Source organism: Thermococcus sp. (assembly GCF_027023865.1).
GTDB lineage: Archaea > Methanobacteriota_B > Thermococci > Thermococcales > Thermococcaceae > Thermococcus.
Genome location: NZ_JALVUC010000016.1, coordinates 66,337 through 83,926, shown reverse-complemented (window position 1 = coordinate 83,926; position 17,590 = coordinate 66,337). Strand labels below are relative to the sequence as shown.

The window sequence follows — 17,590 nt, the reverse complement described above, 5'->3', positions numbered from 1 at the left end:
GAAAGGGTCAGCGAACCAGGAGCTTGGCCTGCTCCGGGTCGTAGCGCCACTTTGCGGGCAGCTTGCCGGTTCTGCGGTAGTACTTGACGAGCCTGCGAATCTTGCTCTCGGTGAGCTGGAGGCCCCTCTTGGAGTGTCTATCCTTAGGGTGCATCTCGAGGTGCTTCCTGAGGTTGACGGCCTTCTTGATGAGCGCCATAAGGTCCTCCGGGATCTGCGGGGCTAAGCCGTTCTCCTCGAGGATATTGGTTATCTTCTTTCCGGTTATCAGCTTGACGCTCGGGATTCCGTACTGGTCCCTGAGGATCGTTCCTATCATGGCCGTGCTATAACCCTCTTTCCTGAGCTTGATAACGAGTCCTTCAACCTCCTCCGCCGTGTACTCAACCCAAGTCGGCGGAGTGGTCCTCGGCGGCTTCTTTGAGCCAGATTTACCCCTCTTTCTAGCATGTATTCTCGCCATACGAACACCTCCGGGTGACGGCCAGCTCTCGCCAGCCGCCCCTTCGCGTTGAGAATTGGGGAGGGATTTAAAAAGGTTTGCCTGGGATTTCACCCCCGTATTGTTACCATTTAGAAACGTTTTTAAGAAACAAATTCAAATAGTCATCATGCGAACCCTCAAAGAACTCTTCTCCCAAGATGAAATTGAAGTAATACAGAAAAGGGTTGAAGAGCTCAGGAAGAGTGAACTGAGCTATCGGGGAATTTCAGAACAGATTAGCAGGGAGTTTGACGTCAAACTCTCCAAGGCAATGGTTCTCCGCTGGTGTAAGGCACGAACAACACGTTTAACAAGACAAAGCGAGTAAATTTGAACCCCTCCCCAGAGCTGGCACATATAGTTGGGCCTATTTTGGGGCGCCTCGGCAACCAAAAGGGCTGTTTCGTAGATGGTAACAGGTGGGGGGTTTGGGTCTTTTTGTTTTGCGTGATTTTTAAATACTTTAGGGCGTATTTTGTGTTGGTGTGGTAGTCTCCGATATGTGGGGTTGTTAAGCCCGAATGGAGACTGCTGAAAAGCCCCGAAAATGTGGGGAGTCACCGTTCCCCCCGAAAGCCAGCCGATGAAGACGGGAGGCTGGAAGGTTAGCCGTAACGAGGCTTACAAACTTTACACAAATTACGACTAACCAGAACGACAACTACCACTACAATGTTAAGCTCAAGGTCATTGACAGGGAGTTTGCGGAGGCCTTCAGGAGGGCACTCAGAGGAATAGGCATTAACCCCAGGATAGGCTTTGAAAACGATAGAACAAGGAGCGGGAGGTGGTACGTCGAAGCCACCAGCAAAAGCCTCTTTAGATTTCTAACCGGGCCAAGAGAACGGCTCTTTGAAGTGGCAAAGGTGTATCCGAGGGAGTTCCTCAGGGGCTTTTTCGACAGTGAAGGGAGCACAATTGTGTCAGGAAGCTATGTTAGAGTAAAAGTGTACAATTATAACCTTGACATCCTTAAACTCTGTCAAGAACTTCTGACGGGCTTGAATATCCATTCGAAGATATATCAAACAAAGCGAAAAGGACAACTTGTGATGATACGAGGAAAGCAATACCAATACAATTCGGATCTGTTTACACTGACGATATACCGCAGGGGAGTGTCTACGCATATACCCATGAGATTGGATTCAGTATCCCAAGAAAACAGAACAAAGTACTCATGTATTTCGGACTACTAAAACACAACAGACAAAATTTTAAAGAAACTATAACAAAGCGGAATAGCGGGGGGCCGATTTGAACGGCCGACCTCCGGGTTATGAGCCCGGCGGGCACTCCTAGCTGCCCCACCCCGCTGCTCAATTCAGTTCTTAGTGTTTGAGAGAGGTTTATAAATCTTTCGGGGTGGGCTTTATATTCTCCCGCACGAACTGATAACGGTGGTGGAATGTACCTGACTAAGGAGGAGGAGCTTATTCTTGCCGGTGAATACGGCTACGCCCTCCAGAAAGCCATGGAGATACTCGTTGCCCTCGGGGAAATCTACGGGGCCGATAGACTCATACCAATCAAAAGCGCACAGGTTGCGGGCGTCTCCTACAAGAACATAGGTGAAGCGGGACTTGAGTTCCTGAGGGATTTCGCCGACGCCGGCGCAAAAGTCTCCGTTTACACGACCTTAAACCCTGCTGGAATAGGAGACGATATATTTATGGAGAAGCAGAGTGAAGTCCTCAACCTCTACCGCGAGATGGGCATCGAGGTTACCTCGACCTGTACGCCATACTACGGCGCGAACCTCCCGAAGTTCGGCGACCACATAGCTTGGAGCGAGAGCTCAGCGGTGGTCTTCGCCAACTCGATAATCGGGGCGAGGACCAACAGGGAGGGCGGCCCCTCAAGTCTGGCGGCAGCGATAGTGGGCAAAACTCCGAACTACGGACTCCACCTCGATGAGAACCGGAAGGCGACGGTGATCGTTGACGTTAAAGCCAAAGTCAGGACGTTCGTTGACTACGCGGCCTTAGGCTACCACCTCGGCAGAACCCTTGGCAACGACGTGCCATACCTCAGGGGTATAAAACCAAAACAGACCGAGTTCCTCAAGGAGATGGGGGCCGCGATGGCGGCGAGCGGTTCGATAGCGCTCTACCACGTTGAAGGGGAAACCCCTGAATACAGGAAAGCGATAGCCGATAAACTGGAAACGATAACCGTCAAAAACGACGACATCAAAGCTGTTAAAGAGCAGTTCAGAGACGACTGGAGCGGGATAGATATGATCCTCGTCGGTTGCCCTCATGCCTCCTTGCCAGAGGTGAAGGAGGTAGCCGAGCTTCTGGCGATGCGCGGAAGACCTCTCAAAATACCCCTTTCCATAACCGCCAGCAGGGCTGTAAAAGCTCTGGCAGATGCACTTGGCTACACAGAAACCATAGAGCGCTACAACGGGAGGATAGTTCCAGATGTGTGCTTCGTCGTCTCGCCGATAAAAGGATGGTACAGAGGCATAGCGACCAACAGCGGGAAATCAGCTTTCTACTTCCGCTCCTTCGGATTCAACGTGAGGTTAGATGACGCTGAAAACCTCATCAAGGAGGCCCCATGAGGTGAGAGGATGAGACTCAAGGGGAGGAAGATAGTCGGAGGGAAGGCCGAGGGCGAGCTTATCGTATCTCAAAAGCCCCTCTCTTTCCTCGGCGGTGTTGACCCGGAGACAGGGGTCGTCACCGACGCGGAGAGCGACATACGCGGGCAGAGTATAGCCGGGAAGATACTCGCGTTTCCACGGGGAAAAGGTTCAACCGTCGGTTCATACATCATCTACGCCCTTAAGAAGAACGGCAAAGCTCCAAAGGCAATAATCGCAGGTGAAGCCGAGACGATAGTAGCAACCGGGGCGATAATCTCAAGCATTCCGATGGTTGATGGCGTAGATATTTCAAAGCTGAAGAGTGGTGTCAAGGCCAGGGTCAACGCCGAGGACGGTGAAGTGGAGGTTCCCGAATCTGGGGAGTAGGTTTTTTAACCTCCTTTCTACTTTTCACTCTGGGAGAGAAAATGCCGAGGGGAATCTACGAGTGTGTAAACTGCGGTCACAGGGAAATCATTGACTCTAATGAGCCTCTTCTTGAGGGAGCCTGTCCCAGATGTGGAGGCGACATGATCCTGGTGGGGTTTGAAACCGAAAGAATGCCCTCTCCTGAGCTGAATAAGAGGGACATGGTGATAAGCCCAACGCCCATCAAACCCACCGATGAAGTGGAAGATGTTATAAAGAAATTCTACAGGGCGAACTTCCGTGGCAGGGACGGAAACGTTTTTGTGTTCACTGTCGATGAAACCCTCTCAGCCAATTTTGAGGAATTCCTAAGAGAGCTTGAGGAGCACGGCTACTGGGCGGCTCTAAAAAAGAGGAGTGGAGAGGTCTTTCTCTACGTCTTCCCCGCGGGGGAGATCAAACCCGACAACCCCTGGCTCCCGTGGGTTTTCCTGATTTCGACCATAGCCACGACGTTTTTGGCCGGCTACCTCCTGTCCATGGGGTACATACAACTCCTTGACCGCTATGGCATTCCGGGCATCAGAAACCCCTATCTCAACGCCCTGGCATTTTCCATCAGTGTCATGGGGATCTTAGGAACCCATGAGCTGGGACATAAGATAGCAGCCGCTTACCACGGTGTTCGCGCCACGATGCCTTACTTCATCCCGTTCCCAAGCATACTCGGAACTTTAGGGGCGGTTATACGCGTTAAATCCCCCCTGCCAACAAAGGATGCAGCCATAGACCTCGGCGTCAGTGGACCCCTTGCAGGCTTCCTCGTGGCCCTCCCAGTAAGCATAATCGGATTGAAGCTCTCGGTTTCAGTCCCGGCAAACCTCATCCCCCCAGGACAGGGAGGGATAACATTCGGTGAGAATCTCTTATTCATGCTCATTGAAAAGTACATGTTCTCCCAATCTGGAAACACGGTTCTCTTCCTCCACCCCATCGCCATAGCCGGCTGGGTTGGGATACTTGTAACATTCCTCAACCTCATTCCCGCAGCCCAGCTCGACGGAGGGCACATAGCAAGGGCGCTCCTGTCAGAAAAGGCACACCGCTACATGACGATTGTTCTGGCATTTGCACTGATGGCCATGAGTTACCTGTGGATTGGGTGGATGATCTGGGGGCTGCTCGTGCTCATGATGGGTATGGCCGGAAATCCTGGAGCGCTCGACGAAGTGACCCCCCTATCCAAGAAGAGGATCCTCCTAGCTGTCATTGCTGTGGTGCTATTCGTTCTCTCCGCGACACCAGCACCGATAAGTGCATCTGGATGAGGACGTCAGCCCTTTTTCATTGCCTCCTTCAGTATCTGCTCAATGTCGTAGTAGATTGAATCCCTCGAGACCCCGAACACCCTGGCGATTTCCGAGATATTGAGGACCTTGGGGTTGTAGTCAAACTCCCGTAGGACCCTCTTCAGAAGGCTCCGTCGTTCCCCAAGGCTATACTCACTGAGGTCACGCTTCTGGAGGGGGGCGTTATAAACGGCAACGACAACGGCATAGGTTCTCCTAGTTACTGGGGTGATGTAAGTCCCAACGTCGAAAGCCACCACGCGCGCTCCATCCGGCAGGGAACCGTTCACCTTTACCACGGCATTGTTTATGGCATCTTCTCTGTTCTTACCGGTTGAATGCTCCACCACAACCCCCTTTTCCATGTTGTGACGGTCATCTATCACCAGAGTTACGGTGAGGTTCATAAAAGCTCCAAAGGACATGTCAATCTTTGCAGATGATATGAAACCTTGACGATGTGAGAGGATTTCTCTTGATTTGAGTACGATGTTTGTTGCAACATCCTCAACACTTGCAGAGTCATGTTGGAAAGTTAGCAACTGCACATGACCACCCCTGTAGTTTCCACAATATTGGGTAGCTCCCCCTTAAATTTGAGTAGAAAATTATATAAGCTTTTTTGGTCTAACTGGGTTGAAGTAACCCTTTGGAGGTGTTAAAGTGAAGAGAAAAGCCCAGGGTGCTATCGAGTACCTGTTTATGATTGCGGCCGCCCTGATTATAATATTGGTTGTTGTAAGACAGCTCAGCGGAAGGACCAAGAATGCCGCGACTACAATAAACAGCACATCCAAGGAGCTTAACAACACACTCAACCAGCTTAACCAGAGTGGCTGATGGTTCTTTTTCCATATATTGTTTTTATATTTTAAAAATATTTCTCGGATTTTTATTTTAATAAATGCGGTGGTGCGGCCGATGTTCAGAAGAGGGCAGTCTTCGTTAGAGTACATTACTGTAATGGCAATAGGGATGATTATAGCGGCGATTATCATATATAGACTGATCGGGGTTAAAGGACTGGCCAGAGAGGTAGGAAACAAAATGAATCAAACGGAAAAGGAGTTAAGTAGGAGCCTAGAGAATTTAGGCAACAGAACATAAGTGTAAGTCAAGCCCGCAACTAGGGGTGATACAATGGGCTTCCTTTCATTCGGCTCAAAGAAGGATAAAATGAAAAAACTCATCGAAGAGGAGCGCTTTGACGAGGCCACCGTGCAGGCGATAAAGGACAAGAAGTCACTCCAGGGGCTCTTTGAACTCCTCGAAGACAGCAACCCTGGGATAGTAGGTGACGCGCTGCTCCTGTTAACCGACGTGGTCAGGGAAAGCCCGGATTCAATAGGTAAGCATATGTCATCAAAAACATTTGAAAAGCTTGTTTCACTTATGGAAAACGGGAATCCCTACGTTAGGGAAAACGCCATGCTCCTGGCGTATGAAACCATTAGGAGGTTCCCCGAGCTTGTCACCCAGAGCAGGGAATGGATCGTGGACACCATCGCAAGGGGACTCCGGGAGGGAAACAAGGACCAAAAGGGGTTCCTTCTCATAGTCATAGGGGAGCTTGGACTCCACGAACTCAGGGGAGAGGTCAGTGAACTGGTTAACGTTGAGGACAAGGTGGTACTGCCCTTTGAAGGAAAGAAGTGGGTGAGACTTGGAGACATAGCCAGAGAGGCCCTGACAAAACTCTAGTCCCATTTGATCTTCATGCACCCATTCATTTGTTAGTACCAACTTGCGAGAAAACTTAAAAAGACGGTTCGCTTTATACACACCTCGGTGGTACCATGTTAGCTGAACTGTTGTTCCTGTTTTTCCTGTTTCTGGTCTTTCTGCTGGTGGTCAGGATTGGGCTTGCCATATTAAGGTATCTCGTGGCCAACGCGGTCATAGGTTTGATAATACTCTGGTTCACTAATTGGGTAGGCATCTCGAACGTGCCGTTTACCTGGCTGAACGTCCTCGTGGTCGCCATAGGTGGGGTTCTAGGGGCTATAGCACTTATAATAATCTCGTGGTTCTAGTGTCTAAATCCCTAAACTTTTATAAATTCGCCTTTTCTTCATCTTTCAGCGAAAAAAATCCTGGGAGTGATGCTCATGTCTCACAAGTCTGCCGATATGTATGAACTCAAGAAGAAGGTGGAGGAGCTGAAGGATTATCGAGGTCGAGCAACCGAGCTTGTCAGCCTGTACATACCAGATGGATACGATGTAAACAAGGTCATGCAGCAACTTCGCGAGGAGTACGGGACAGCCCAAAACATAAAGAGCAAATCAACGCGAAAGAACGTTCTGGGGGCACTTGAAAGGGCGATGCAACATCTCAAGCTCTACCGACAGACGCCGAAAAACGGCCTAGCGCTCTTCGTAGGAAACGTCAGCGAGCAGGAGGGAGTGAGCGATATACGACTCTGGGCGATAGTCCCCCCGGAGCCGCTCAAAGTTAGGCTCTATCGATGTGACCAGACATTTGTCACCGAGCCGCTTGAGGAGATGCTCCGAGTTAAAGACGCCTATGGCCTCATAACCGTCGAGAAAAACGAGGCGACTATAGGCCTGCTTAGGGGCAAGAGGATAGAGGTGATAGATGAACTCACATCCAATGTCCCCGGAAAGACGAGGGCTGGTGGTCAGTCTGCAAGGCGTTACGAGAGGATTCGCGAGCAGGAAACACACGAGTTTATGAAGCGCATAGCGGAGCATGCAGCCAAGGTCTTCCTCCCGCTCCTTGAGAAGGGCGAGCTCAGGGGCATAATCATAGGTGGCCCCGGCCCGACCAAGGAGGACTTCATCGAGAAGGAGTACCTCCACCACGAGCTCAGGAAGAAGATAATAGGCGTCGTCGACATAAGCTACAGCGGTGAATACGGCCTCAAGGAGCTCGTCGAAAAGGCCAGTGACATCCTCAGGGACCACGAGGCCATCAAGGAGCGCCACCTCATCCAGAACTTCTTCAAGCACCTCGTCAAGGACACCGGAATGATAACTTACGGTGAGAAGGAAGTCAGGAAGGCCCTTGAGCTTGGGGCCGTCGAGACCCTCCTCATCAGCGAGGGATACGACCGCGTCAGGGTTCACGCGAAGTGCAACAACTGCGGCTGGGAAGAAACAAAGACGATGAGCGAGCAGGAGTTCCACATCTATAGGAAGAGGCTCACCCACTGCCCGAAGTGTGGCAGCCAGAACATCAGCTTCGATAAATGGGATGTGGCTGAGGAGCTCATAAAAATGGCTGAGGAAGCCGGCTCAGACGTCGAGGTCATATCTCTCGACACGGAGGAAGGCCAGCAGTTCTACAAGGCCTTCGGAGGAATCGCCGCCTTTCTGAGGTACAAGATAAGGTGAAGTCAGCCAAGAACCTCTGTCAGTAGCTTCCCTATCCCTTCTTTCGTTTCCTCACCATCCATGACGTAGGGCGGCCTCAGGACAGGCTTTATCGAGAAGCCCCTTAGGGACATTGCCAGCTTTATCGCCGAGCCGAAGGAGGATGCAAGGTTGTAGACCCCGGAGAGCTTCGCCAGCCTGCGCGCGCCCTCAAAGGCGTCCTTGAAGCGCTTCTCCTGGAAGGCCTTCCACACGCTGAGGTGGAGCTCCGGGGCGAAGTTGGGCTTCTCCATGACTTCCTGGGCCTCGATGACTACTCCAGCCCGCTCTACGGAAGGATATACGAGGAGGTTGAGGTCAAGCCTTTCAGCAGGGAACTTTCCAGGGAGTTCCTCAGGAGGGGTTTTAATGAGGTTGACATGAGCGTTTCCAAGGAAGAAATAGAAACCGCCGTTGAGGAACTCGACGGAATCCCCGGCTGGCTGGTCGAGTTCGGCTTCCACTACTGGAAGAGGGGGGACTTCGAGCGGGCCCTCGACATGACGATGAGAAAGGCTAGGGCGCTCATCAGGGAGGAACTCCTGGAGCTCGAGAAAAGGAGCAGAAGATATTCGCTCATACTCCACGCCGTGGCGATGGGGCTGACCAGCTGGAGCATGATTAAGGAATACGTGGAGGCCAAAGCTGGACCCGTAACAAACGCGAGGCTAAGCGAACTTCTTAGGAACCTGAAAAAGATGGGGTGGATAACCAGGGAAAACAGAAAATACAGAATTATAGACCCCGTTGTGGAAAGAGTGTTGAGGGAGGGATGATCACATCCTCTCAGGCGCCTCGATGCCGAGGAGTTCCAAGGCGTTCCTGAGAACCTGCTTGGTGGCCAAGACAAGGAGCAGGCGCTCCTCTATAATGCCTTCCTTTGCCTTGAGCACAGGGTGGTCCATGTAGAACTTGTTGAAGAGCGAAGCGAGCTCGTTGGCGTACCACGGGATGAGGTGCGGCTTGATGTCCCTCCCGGCCTGTTCCACAATCTCCGGGAACTTGGCGAGGAGCTTTACCAGCTCCTTCTCGCGGTTGGTGAGCTTTGAGAAGTCTGCCCTTTCGATGAGGACCTTCCAGTCAGTCTTAATGTCCCTGTCCGCGGCCTTCCTGAGAATCGATGCACAGCGAGCGTGGGAGTACTGAATGTAGGGGGCGCTCTCGCCCTCGAAGTTGAGGACGTCATCCCAGCGGAAGGTGATTATCTTGTCCGGGCTGTACTTGACGAGGTTGAAGCGGACGGCTCCAACCCCAACGGTCTCCGCTATCTCGTCTTTCTTGGCATCGCCCAGGCTCGGGTTCTTCTGCTCGACTAATTCCCTGGCCCTCTGGACGGCCTCGTTGAGAACCTCGTCGACGGTGAAGCCTACCCATGTTCCTTTCCTGCCGGAGAACTTGCCCTCCTCGCGAACAACGTGCTCGTAGGCCAAGTGGTGGAAGTTCTCCGCGCTGTCCTCGAAGCCGAGGAGCTGGAGGGCGTATTTTACAGCCATCTGCGGGTGCCTCTGCTCCACACCGATTACGTTTATGACTATATTGGCTCCTCCGAACTTCCCCGGCATCTCCTTCCCGTCCGGCGCGGTCGTCCAAGTCTCATGATCTCCGCGCCTGTCCCAAGGCTTGTAGAGCATATCGGCGCTGACCTTACCGAACTTCCAGAGGTGATAGGCTATGTCCTTGCCGGTATAGGTCGCCGTCCCGTCGCTCCTCTTGAGGACGAGGAAGGGGTTCGTCATATCAGGAAGGAGCTTCCTGAGGTCCATCACGAAGGCTCCTTTATACTTACCCTCCTCAGCCCAGAAGAAGTTCTCGTCACCTTCGATGAGCTTGTAGGCCTCGCCGAAGATCCCGCTCTTCATTATGTCGCTTTCCCAGCTGAGGAGGTCGTAGGTTATTCCCATGCGATAAGTGGTGAGCATCTGGGCCTTGACGACACGCTCCGCAAGCTTTCTGCCGGTTTCCGCTATCTCATTATCCCCTTCTTCGAGTTTCTTCATCAGCTCGCGGACTTCCCTATCTATCTCGGGGTTCTCCTCAAGCTGCCTGTTCACCTCGACATAGAGCAGGCCCATGACGTGGTCTATAAAGTCCTCCTTGAGGCCCTTCTCACGGAGCTCGGCCTCAATTCTCTCGAACTTTTCCTTCAGGTTGAGATAACCCCAGAGAACCTGGGCAAACTGAACTCCGAGGTCGTCTATGTAGTTCTGAACCTCGACGGTGTAGCCGAGCTTCCGCATTATTCTCGCCATCGTGTCGCCGAGGACGGAGTTCCTCGCATGCCCCATGTGAAGGGGCTTCGTAGGGTTCACGGATGTGTGCTCAACTACCACCCTCTTCCCCTTTCCGATCTCGCTCTCGCCATAGGCGGAGCCCTTTTCGATTATCTCATCAACAATCTCCCTCCCAAAGCGGTCGTAGTCAAGGTAGAAGTTTATGTAGCCGTTCACCGCTTTGATCTCGGCTATCTCCTCCGGAAGCCTCCCCTTAAGGCGCGCTACGACCTCCTCGGCTATGAACTTCGGCGCCTTACGAAAAACCCTCGCGAGCTGGAATGACACCGTCGTCGCGAAGTCACCCAGCTCGATACTCGGCGTTTCATCGAAGGTTATCTCACCGTCCCACTCCTTACCAGCCTCGTTCAGCATTTCATCGAGAACTTTCCCAAGGATGAGCATAACACGCTCCTTAACCTCTCCATAGCTCATTCACATCACCGCCACCAGTTGGGCCCAACCTTTAAAAACTTCCCCGCTTACTTCGTAGGGGGGTGACGACATGGGGCACCACATAGGAGAGCACAAGGCCAGGAAGGGACTCATAAGAATAGAGTTCGACGAAGAGAACGGTGTTGCCGAACACATCAGGATCACCGGCGACTTCTTCATGCATCCTGAAGATGTAGTGCACGAGCTTGAAGAAACGCTGGAAGGACACAAAATTGAGGAGCTTGATGGCATCCTAGAGGAGTTCTTCGCGGTGAGGATGGACGTGGAAATGCCCTATGTCAACGTTGAGGACTTTAAAATCGCCCTCAAGAACGCCCTAAAGGAGTGATATAGATGGAACGCGGGAGTGGAATCAAAATCCCCTGGAAGAGCTTTTGGCTACTGCTTGCGGTGTTTATAGTGTTCTCCTTCGTGGGATACGCCGTAGGCTCCCACAGTCCGGGGGAGGCACTCCAGGCGGTAAAGCGCCTCATCGAACACATAGGACCCCCCTCGGATTCAAGCTTCCACAACTTCATGAAGATATTCACAAACAACTCCATGGTGGCACTGCTGATGCTCCTCTCGGGACTGTTCTTCGGCCTCGGGCCTTGGTTCATAATGGCCTTCAACGGTCTGATGGTAGGTCTGGTGGTCTTTGTCGCCCACAGGACAGGCGGACTCCCCATGTTCAAGATAATCCTAGCGCTCGTTCCCCACGGAATCATAGAGATACCCGCCATAGCCATCGCGGGCGTTGCAGGGATAACCTGGTACCTCGAAATCGCTAGGGGGGAGGGGAACGCTGGAGGAAGGTTCAAAAGAGGGATGGTAGAGGGCTTCAAACTCTACCTACTCTCAGTGGCGCTTCTCTTCATAGCGGCCCTGGTGGAAGCCTACGTAACCCCCAAGGTTGCCGGTCTCTGACCCTCCCTCCAGCCCAGCCATGAACCGTCCCGATTCCTCGTAGGTCTCTATCTCCTCCAGGATAACGTTCATGGGGTTCTCAAAACCACCCACAACGGAGCGGATGTACGAGCGGTAGCTCCCGTTCATCTCCATCATGCGCTCGGCCATGGCGGCAACTTTTACTGGGTCGGTGGAGTGGAACTTGACCCCTTTCTCCACGAGCCACCTTGTTACAGCGAGGAGCTTTCCTGGGTAGGTCGAGATTGTAGGCGTTCCAAGGGCTATTGCCTCCCTGTTCATCGTCCCGCCGGCACCTATCATGAGTCGGGCATAGTAGAGGAGGCTGAGGCTGTCAACGGGCTTCTCTGGCATTATGATGTTTGAAAAGCGTTCAAAACTTCTCCTTTGCTCCTCCGTGCGCGGGAAGAGAACTATGGGCACATCCGGCAGGAGGGGGATGACATCCTCAAGGACACTCTTCTCAGGCCCGTTGAAGTAGTTGGCCTTAACCGGCTCGGTGCGCATTACTATGTAGCTATTTCTCTTAATCCCGAGCTCGCGAAGAACCCTTTTATCAGGTACAAAGCCGTAGAGATGGGCAAGCTCGGAGAAGCCGTTGACAGGCCTCATACCGTTCGGGTCGGCGCCACACTTGAGCAGGTCGTAGGCGTCTATGGCCTTGGGAAAGAGGAGGAGCTTGGTATAAGGAAGGATGAGCTTGTTCTGGCCTACAGCGGTCTCGTTGTCGACAAAACCTATGGATGGAATCTGGAGGCCGAACGCAACACGCGGTGCCTCTGCGGAGTGCTTGTAAAGGGTCAAATCCGGTTTCTCTTCTACGATGAGCTTACTCAACTTGTACATCCTCTCTGTTCCTGCTATGAGCTTCCCTTCGAGTGTGGCTCCGCCGTGCCTTCCAACAACGTAGTAATCAAAGCCATACATGTCGAGGATTCCGGTGAGGCCGTCGAACTCCCTCGTGGTTATGAGAACCTCGTGACCTGCTTTCTCAAGTTCCCTGATTATACCCTTGAAGAAGTGAACGTGAGGCGCGTTTGTTATGTCGACCCATACCTTCATTCTACCCACCGTATCAGTGGACACCTTTGTTCCATATAAGGGTTTCCCAAAAACGGTTGTGGTACCTTCTTTTTATTAGGTGAATCAACCGTTTTTTTTTAGCAGAACGTTTATAACGATTTCTCTCATTAAAACAGGATCACTAATTGTCGTGTCCCCTTCCAAACGCCTTCTCCTTACTCAAGGGAGATAGACCCATTAAAGAGACCTAGAAATCCCTACGGAAACCGTTTTCTGGAAAAGACTTTTATTGAACTGGAGTAACCATCCAAAGGTGACTGGAATGAATCTAGAAAGCAGGATAAAAGACAAAACCGCGGAGATAGCCGTGGTCGGTCTCGGATACATAGGTCTCCCCACAGCCATAATGTTCGCCAACTCAGGATTTAGTGTTACCGGTTACGAGATCCGAGAGAGAGTCGTTGATAAAATAAACTCTGGAAAGGCCCACATAGTGGAGCCAGAGATAAATGAACTTCTCAGAAAGGCAGTTGAAAGTGGGCGGCTCAGAGCTACGTCCAACCCCAAAGAGCTGGGGAACAGGGACGTTTACATAATCTGCGTTCAGACCCCCCTCAAGGGGGACAGAACCCCAGACCTAAGCTACCTTGAGGGTGCGGTTAAAACCGTGGCCAATGTTATGAAGAAAGGTTCACTAGTCGTCATCGAGAGCACCGTTCCACCGCTCACCACGGTTAAAATGGCGAAGCTGTTTGAGGAACTCACGGGTTTCAAAGCTGGAAGGGACTTCTACATGGTGCACGCCCCAGAGAGGGTGATGCCAGGTAGGATTTTCAAGGAGCTGGTCTACAACTCGCGTATCTTCGGTGGAATCACCCCGGAGAGTGCTGAACTCGCTGAAAAGCTCTACCGCTCATTTGTCAAGGGGAGGACGTTCAAAACCGGCTCCACTGTCAGTGAGGTCGTTAAGCTCATGGAAAACACCTTCCGCGATGTGAACATAGCCCTCGCCAACGAGTTCGCCTATCTCGCCCACCAGTACGACATAGACGTCTTCGAGGCGATAGAGCTGGCCAACACACACCCTAGGGTTAGAATCCACACGCCGGGGATAGGTGTCGGCGGCCACTGTCTGCCGAAGGATCCGCACCTCCTCATCTGGCCGGCAAAGGATGACTTTGGGCTGATACGGCTTGCCAGGGATATAAACGATGGCATGCCCCTCCTAGCTAAAGATTTGCTCTTCGAGGCACTTTCCCTGATCAACCTTCCACCAGAGAATGCCGTTGTGACTGTGCTAGGATTAGCTTACAAGGGGGACAGCGACGACACTAGGAACTCCCCAGCCAAAGCTTTTATAGAGGCTATCGAGGGGGACGTTGGCGAGGTGAGAACCTACGACCCCTTTGCTGGAGGAACTCACGGAAGCATCGAAGGAGCACTGGAAGGTGCAGACGCGGTCGTTATAGCAACCGACCACTCGGAGTTCAAATCGCTCGACTGGAAAATGGTTGGAAGGCTAATGCGCACCAGAATCCTCATTGACGGAAGGCACGTGATCAACGAACCACCGGAAGGCTTCGTCTTCAAAGGAATAGGGAGGGGTGGGTATTGAAGCCAGCATTAGTCTTCGGCACCAGGCCCGAGATAATCAAGCTCACTCCAGTCATAAGGGCGTTCCTCAAGAGGGGCGTAGAGCCGCTACTGATTCACACAGGTCAACACTACGACTACGAGATGAGCGCGGTGTTTCTTGAGGAGCTTAAACTGCCCGAGATCAATCACCACCTTGAGGTCGGCTCTGGAAGCCAAGCGGAGCAGACGGGAACCGCTATGATTAAAATCGAGAAGATTCTGATGGAGGAGAAACCCGATGTGACCCTCGTCCAAGGTGACACCAACACAGTCTTAGCTGGGGCATTGGCGAGCGTCAAGCTCAGGATTCCAGTGGCACACGTCGAGGCAGGTCTAAGGAGCTTCGACAGGACAATGCCTGAGGAGATAAACAGGATCCTGGCTGATCACGCGAGTGAGGTTCTCTTTCCCCCGACAGAGGAAGCGAGGAGGAACCTAGAGCGCGAGGGGATAACTGAGAAAGTCTACGTGACCGGGAACACGGTGGTGGATGCAGTAACTCAGAACGCCGAAGTTGCCGAGGGGAAGAGTGATGTACTGAAGCGCTTGGGGCTGGAATCGAAGGGATACATACTGATAACGGCCCACCGTGCGGAGAATACTGACAATAAGGAGAACCTGGAAAAACTCGTGGAGATACTGGAGAGCCTTCCAATGAGGGCAATCTATCCGATGCACCCGAGGACAAGGAAGAGAATGGAGGAATTCGGACTGCTAGAGAGGGTAGAGGAGATTGAGAACTTAATCGTGACGAAGCCTCTCGGATACCTCGACTTCCTCAGGTTAGAAAGGAATGCCTTCGCGATAATGACCGACTCCGGCGGAATTCAGGAGGAGGCAATAATTCTGGACGTGCCGTGCTTAACACTCCGTTACAACACGGAGAGACCGGAGACGGTTGAAGTCGGGGGAAACATGCTAGTGGGTCTGGAAAAGGAGAGGGCACTTGGGTATATCAATAGACTAATGAACGACGCTGAATTCTACAGGAAGATGGCGAGTGCGCCGAACCCCTTCGGCGATGGGAGGGCCGGCGAGAGAATAGCCAAAATACTGCTGGAACTTTATGAGAGGGAAGAGTTGGGGGTCAGGAGCTCAAGATTTATCTGAGGATGCCTCCCCTTCAGTTTTTTCTATTAATTTCTTGGCACCTTCAAGGAATTTCTCAACCGAGTTCATGGCGTCCCCTAAAACTGAACTGTTCCCAGAATCGCCACCGAACAGTCCCAGAAATCTATCAATAATTGAATTAGAGGTCTCAGTTGCGTTCTTCACAACTTTCAGAGTATCTTTGTAGACCTTAAACGCGTATTCTGGGCTGAGGGAGGTGTTTCCAACATACCACTTTGAAGGATTTAATATATCGTTCTTTAACGAACCATTGAGCTGGCTTAAGTTGTAAACTCCACTCTGAAGATTGACACCTAAAGCATCCTCCGAGACATTCACCGAGTGAGATGACGGAAGCAGATTCCTCCCACTGGATTGATCAATGGAATAGTTCAGAGTTCCCACTGTGGGGCTCTTGAGTTCCTTGGATGACATTGTGAATGTCTTTGAAACATCCGCAAGTGATGCAGGGATGACATAAAATGTCACTACTGCCACGATAACTATTACTATTAGTTTTTTAAACACTCCCATGTCACCCACCCATATACATGTTATGCCCAATATTTTATAGCTTTTTCGACTTCAATTGCTCATACTGCAATAAAAGTTAAGTAACATAGCAAGATATACAACAGATAACTGAGAACCTTTAGAATTACTAAGAAGCTCACACTCCAATTAAACAGGTGTTGCTATGTAAATCCCGTGCCGCGTCCTGACTATCCTGACGGTTATCCTATCCCCTATTTCTGCGTCGGTGTTTATGACCTCTATGAGCCTATTCCTAGCCTTGGCGAGCATCTCACCATTTATCCTCCCGGGGAGGACTACATCCGCCTTAATAACCTCTCCTGGCCTGAAAGCGAGCGGGATAAACTCTCTCCGCTCCATGCCAAAATGCTTCGGCTTTAAAACGAGCGGCCTCATCCCGGTCTTTTCCTCGAGCCCCTTCAGCCAAGCGTAGAAGTCCTTAAAAGAGATAACCTTGGCTACCGTCGGGTTCCTGCCGAACTTGTAGGGGACATAATTCTGGAAGCCCAAGGCAGGCCAGCGCTTTCCTGCGCCTATTTTTCGAGCAAATTCTATTAGAGCCTCTGCCTCATCATCATTTATTCCAAAGATTATCACCGGTGCGATGAGGACATCAACTCCAGCGTTCACCAACGCCTCTGCCATCTCCAAAACGTGCTCGAGGTTGTAGCTCTTCATTCCCATGAGCATCCTAGCCTTGTCGGGGTCAAGGGAGTGTATTGAGAGGTTCACCCTGTCGAGGCCTGCCTCCGCCATCTCCTCAACAAGCTTGTCCGTCAAAAGCGTTCCGTTGCTCTGCATCGAGATGACCGAAACGTTCGGGTGCTCACGAAGGGCCTGGATGAGCTCAGTCTTAAAGGGGTAAATCAGCGGCTCGCCCTGGCCATCAAGGTGGGCCTCGAGGCCCTTACCCTTCATCCTTGCAACATCATCAAACCACCTCATTAGGTAGTCGATGTCCACCACGTAGTCGAGCTTCCGGGTTCTGGAATAAGGACCTTCGTCAACCGAGCAGAATATACAGCTTAGATTACAGCCACTTATTCCCCTTATTTGAATGAGGTTAGTCCCACGGTCTATCAAACCAAAAGCATTGTAGCCGAGGAGCGGAACGTCTAGACCCTCGTGGATGTAAAGAACCCTCCTGTTGGTATAGCGGTTTCTAAGGAGGGCGCCGAGGTTGTTTTGGATGTAGAGGGCTATGTAGCCTTCAACTTTATCGTAGTTCGTGTCAATGAAAAGGGCGCCGTCTTTAACGGTTATCTCGGGGGAGACCCTAAACTTCCTTGTGATAATCCTCTCAAGCTCATCCTTTTCGAAGTCCGCGTAGAGAGTGTTGCGCCAGATGAGCCTGATCGTTTCTCCAATGTCCTGAAAAGTGACGTGGGGAAGGCGAACCCAGACCATATTCGGGCGTTTTCTACAACCCTTAAAAAGCCGCCGATGGATAAAAAATCCGAGCTGGGGAAGTTTGGAGTGAGGTTTTG

General features: G+C 51.7%; 21 protein-coding genes, 1 tRNA gene and 1 pseudogene. 15 read left to right on the top strand and 8 right to left on the bottom strand.

From position 1 onward, the window contains the following. Positions 1–7: 7 nt before the first annotated feature. The gene (locus MV421_RS05330; RefSeq protein ID WP_297419779.1) at positions 8–463 is read right to left on the bottom strand and encodes a 30S ribosomal protein S15; all 456 of its coding nucleotides are present in this window, start codon (positions 461–463) and stop codon (positions 8–10) included. A gap of 148 nt (positions 464–611) precedes the next feature. On the opposite strand from MV421_RS05330, the gene MV421_RS05325 reads away from it, so the two are divergent. Then, positions 612–812 (top strand): hypothetical protein, encoded by a 201-nt coding sequence (locus MV421_RS05325; protein ID WP_297419776.1) that lies wholly within the window; start codon positions 612–614, stop codon positions 810–812. 529 nt (positions 813–1,341) lie between these two features. Continuing rightward, positions 1,342–1,683 carry an LAGLIDADG family homing endonuclease gene (locus MV421_RS11045; RefSeq protein WP_367271114.1) on the top strand — a complete coding sequence of 114 codons (342 nt, stop codon included), beginning with the start codon at positions 1,342–1,344 and terminating at the stop codon, positions 1,681–1,683. Positions 1,684–1,726: 43 nt separating this feature from the next. Here MV421_RS11045 and MV421_RS05320 read toward each other — a convergent pair. Then, positions 1,727–1,801 (bottom strand) — tRNA-Met (locus tag MV421_RS05320). Between the two features lie 91 nt (positions 1,802–1,892). Here MV421_RS05320 and MV421_RS05315 point away from each other — a divergent pair. Genes MV421_RS05315 through MV421_RS05305 form a run of 3 tightly spaced genes read left to right on the top strand, consistent with a single transcriptional unit; the run spans position 1,893 to position 4,774 of the window. Beyond that, on the top strand, positions 1,893–3,053 hold the full coding sequence (locus MV421_RS05315; protein WP_297419773.1) for an aconitase X catalytic domain-containing protein: 1,161 nt from the start codon (positions 1,893–1,895) through the stop codon (positions 3,051–3,053). A gap of 9 nt (positions 3,054–3,062) precedes the next feature. After that, positions 3,063–3,464, top strand: a complete 402-nt coding sequence (locus MV421_RS05310; RefSeq protein WP_297419770.1) for a DUF126 domain-containing protein — start codon at positions 3,063–3,065, stop codon at positions 3,462–3,464. 41 nt (positions 3,465–3,505) lie between these two features. Next, positions 3,506–4,774 carry a site-2 protease family protein gene (locus MV421_RS05305; RefSeq protein WP_297419768.1) on the top strand — a complete coding sequence of 423 codons (1,269 nt, stop codon included), beginning with the start codon at positions 3,506–3,508 and terminating at the stop codon, positions 4,772–4,774. 5 nt (positions 4,775–4,779) lie between these two features. On the opposite strand, the gene MV421_RS05300 is transcribed toward MV421_RS05305, so the two are convergent. Continuing rightward, the gene (locus MV421_RS05300) at positions 4,780–5,343 is read right to left on the bottom strand and encodes a hypothetical protein (RefSeq protein WP_297419765.1); all 564 of its coding nucleotides are present in this window, start codon (positions 5,341–5,343) and stop codon (positions 4,780–4,782) included. A 115-nt stretch (positions 5,344–5,458) separates the two neighbouring features. On the opposite strand from MV421_RS05300, the gene MV421_RS05295 reads away from it, so the two are divergent. From MV421_RS05295 to prf1, 5 genes are all read left to right on the top strand, one after another. Further along, positions 5,459–5,635: a class III signal peptide-containing protein gene (locus MV421_RS05295; RefSeq protein WP_297419762.1), complete on the top strand. Its 177-nt coding sequence runs from the start codon at positions 5,459–5,461 to the stop codon at positions 5,633–5,635. A 72-nt stretch (positions 5,636–5,707) separates the two neighbouring features. Next, on the top strand, positions 5,708–5,902 hold the full coding sequence (locus MV421_RS05290) for a hypothetical protein (RefSeq protein ID WP_297419759.1): 195 nt from the start codon (positions 5,708–5,710) through the stop codon (positions 5,900–5,902). Between the two features lie 33 nt (positions 5,903–5,935). Beyond that, positions 5,936–6,496, top strand: a complete 561-nt coding sequence (locus MV421_RS05285; protein WP_297419757.1) for a hypothetical protein — start codon at positions 5,936–5,938, stop codon at positions 6,494–6,496. 95 nt (positions 6,497–6,591) lie between these two features. After that, entirely contained in the window at positions 6,592–6,828 is a 237-nt protein-coding gene (locus MV421_RS05280; protein ID WP_297419754.1) for a pro-sigmaK processing inhibitor BofA family protein, read from the top strand. A 75-nt stretch (positions 6,829–6,903) separates the two neighbouring features. Continuing rightward, a complete protein-coding gene (gene prf1 / locus MV421_RS05275; RefSeq protein WP_297517979.1) occupies positions 6,904–8,151 on the top strand; it encodes a peptide chain release factor aRF-1 in 1,248 nt (415 codons plus the stop codon). Positions 8,152–8,153: 2 nt separating this feature from the next. Here the strand turns inward: prf1 and MV421_RS05270 are convergent. Beyond that, a pseudogene (locus MV421_RS05270) lies at positions 8,154–8,411 on the bottom strand (dihydrodipicolinate synthase family protein); the annotation flags it as partial. Between the two features lie 138 nt (positions 8,412–8,549). Here MV421_RS05270 and MV421_RS05265 point away from each other — a divergent pair. Beyond that, a complete protein-coding gene (locus MV421_RS05265; protein ID WP_366938854.1) occupies positions 8,550–8,945 on the top strand; it encodes an ATP-binding protein in 396 nt (131 codons plus the stop codon). On the opposite strand, the gene MV421_RS05260 is transcribed toward MV421_RS05265, so the two are convergent. Continuing rightward, complete coding sequence (locus tag MV421_RS05260) at positions 8,946–10,874, bottom strand: arginine--tRNA ligase (RefSeq protein ID WP_297419748.1); 1,929 nt, start codon at positions 10,872–10,874, stop codon at positions 8,946–8,948. A gap of 70 nt (positions 10,875–10,944) precedes the next feature. Here MV421_RS05260 and MV421_RS05255 point away from each other — a divergent pair, with 70 nt between their 5' ends. Continuing rightward, on the top strand, positions 10,945–11,223 hold the full coding sequence (locus MV421_RS05255; RefSeq protein WP_297419745.1) for a lipoate protein ligase C-terminal domain-containing protein: 279 nt from the start codon (positions 10,945–10,947) through the stop codon (positions 11,221–11,223). Between the two features lie 5 nt (positions 11,224–11,228). Continuing rightward, a complete protein-coding gene (locus MV421_RS05250) occupies positions 11,229–11,801 on the top strand; it encodes a stage II sporulation protein M (RefSeq protein WP_297419741.1) in 573 nt (190 codons plus the stop codon). On the opposite strand, the gene MV421_RS05245 is transcribed toward MV421_RS05250, so the two are convergent. Next, on the bottom strand, positions 11,733–12,863 hold the full coding sequence (locus MV421_RS05245; RefSeq protein ID WP_297419832.1) for a DUF354 domain-containing protein: 1,131 nt from the start codon (positions 12,861–12,863) through the stop codon (positions 11,733–11,735). The two genes, MV421_RS05250 and MV421_RS05245, sit on opposite strands and share 69 nt — an antisense overlap. A 283-nt stretch (positions 12,864–13,146) precedes the next feature. Between MV421_RS05245 and MV421_RS05240 the strand changes: the two genes are divergently transcribed. Together MV421_RS05240 and wecB are read left to right on the top strand one after the other, a co-directional pair. Next, the gene (locus tag MV421_RS05240) at positions 13,147–14,439 is read left to right on the top strand and encodes a UDP-N-acetyl-D-mannosamine dehydrogenase (protein ID WP_297419829.1); all 1,293 of its coding nucleotides are present in this window, start codon (positions 13,147–13,149) and stop codon (positions 14,437–14,439) included. After that, entirely contained in the window at positions 14,436–15,569 is a 1,134-nt protein-coding gene (gene wecB, locus MV421_RS05235; protein WP_297419737.1) for a non-hydrolyzing UDP-N-acetylglucosamine 2-epimerase, read from the top strand. The genes MV421_RS05240 and wecB overlap by 4 nt, the downstream gene beginning before the upstream one ends. On the opposite strand, the gene MV421_RS05230 is transcribed toward wecB, so the two are convergent. After that, a complete protein-coding gene (locus MV421_RS05230; RefSeq protein WP_297419734.1) occupies positions 15,555–16,112 on the bottom strand; it encodes a hypothetical protein in 558 nt (185 codons plus the stop codon). The two genes, wecB and MV421_RS05230, sit on opposite strands and share 15 nt — an antisense overlap. Before the next feature lie 138 nt (positions 16,113–16,250). Next, complete coding sequence (locus MV421_RS05225; protein WP_297419732.1) at positions 16,251–17,510, bottom strand: radical SAM protein; 1,260 nt, start codon at positions 17,508–17,510, stop codon at positions 16,251–16,253. Between the last annotated feature and the right edge of the window lie 80 nt (positions 17,511–17,590).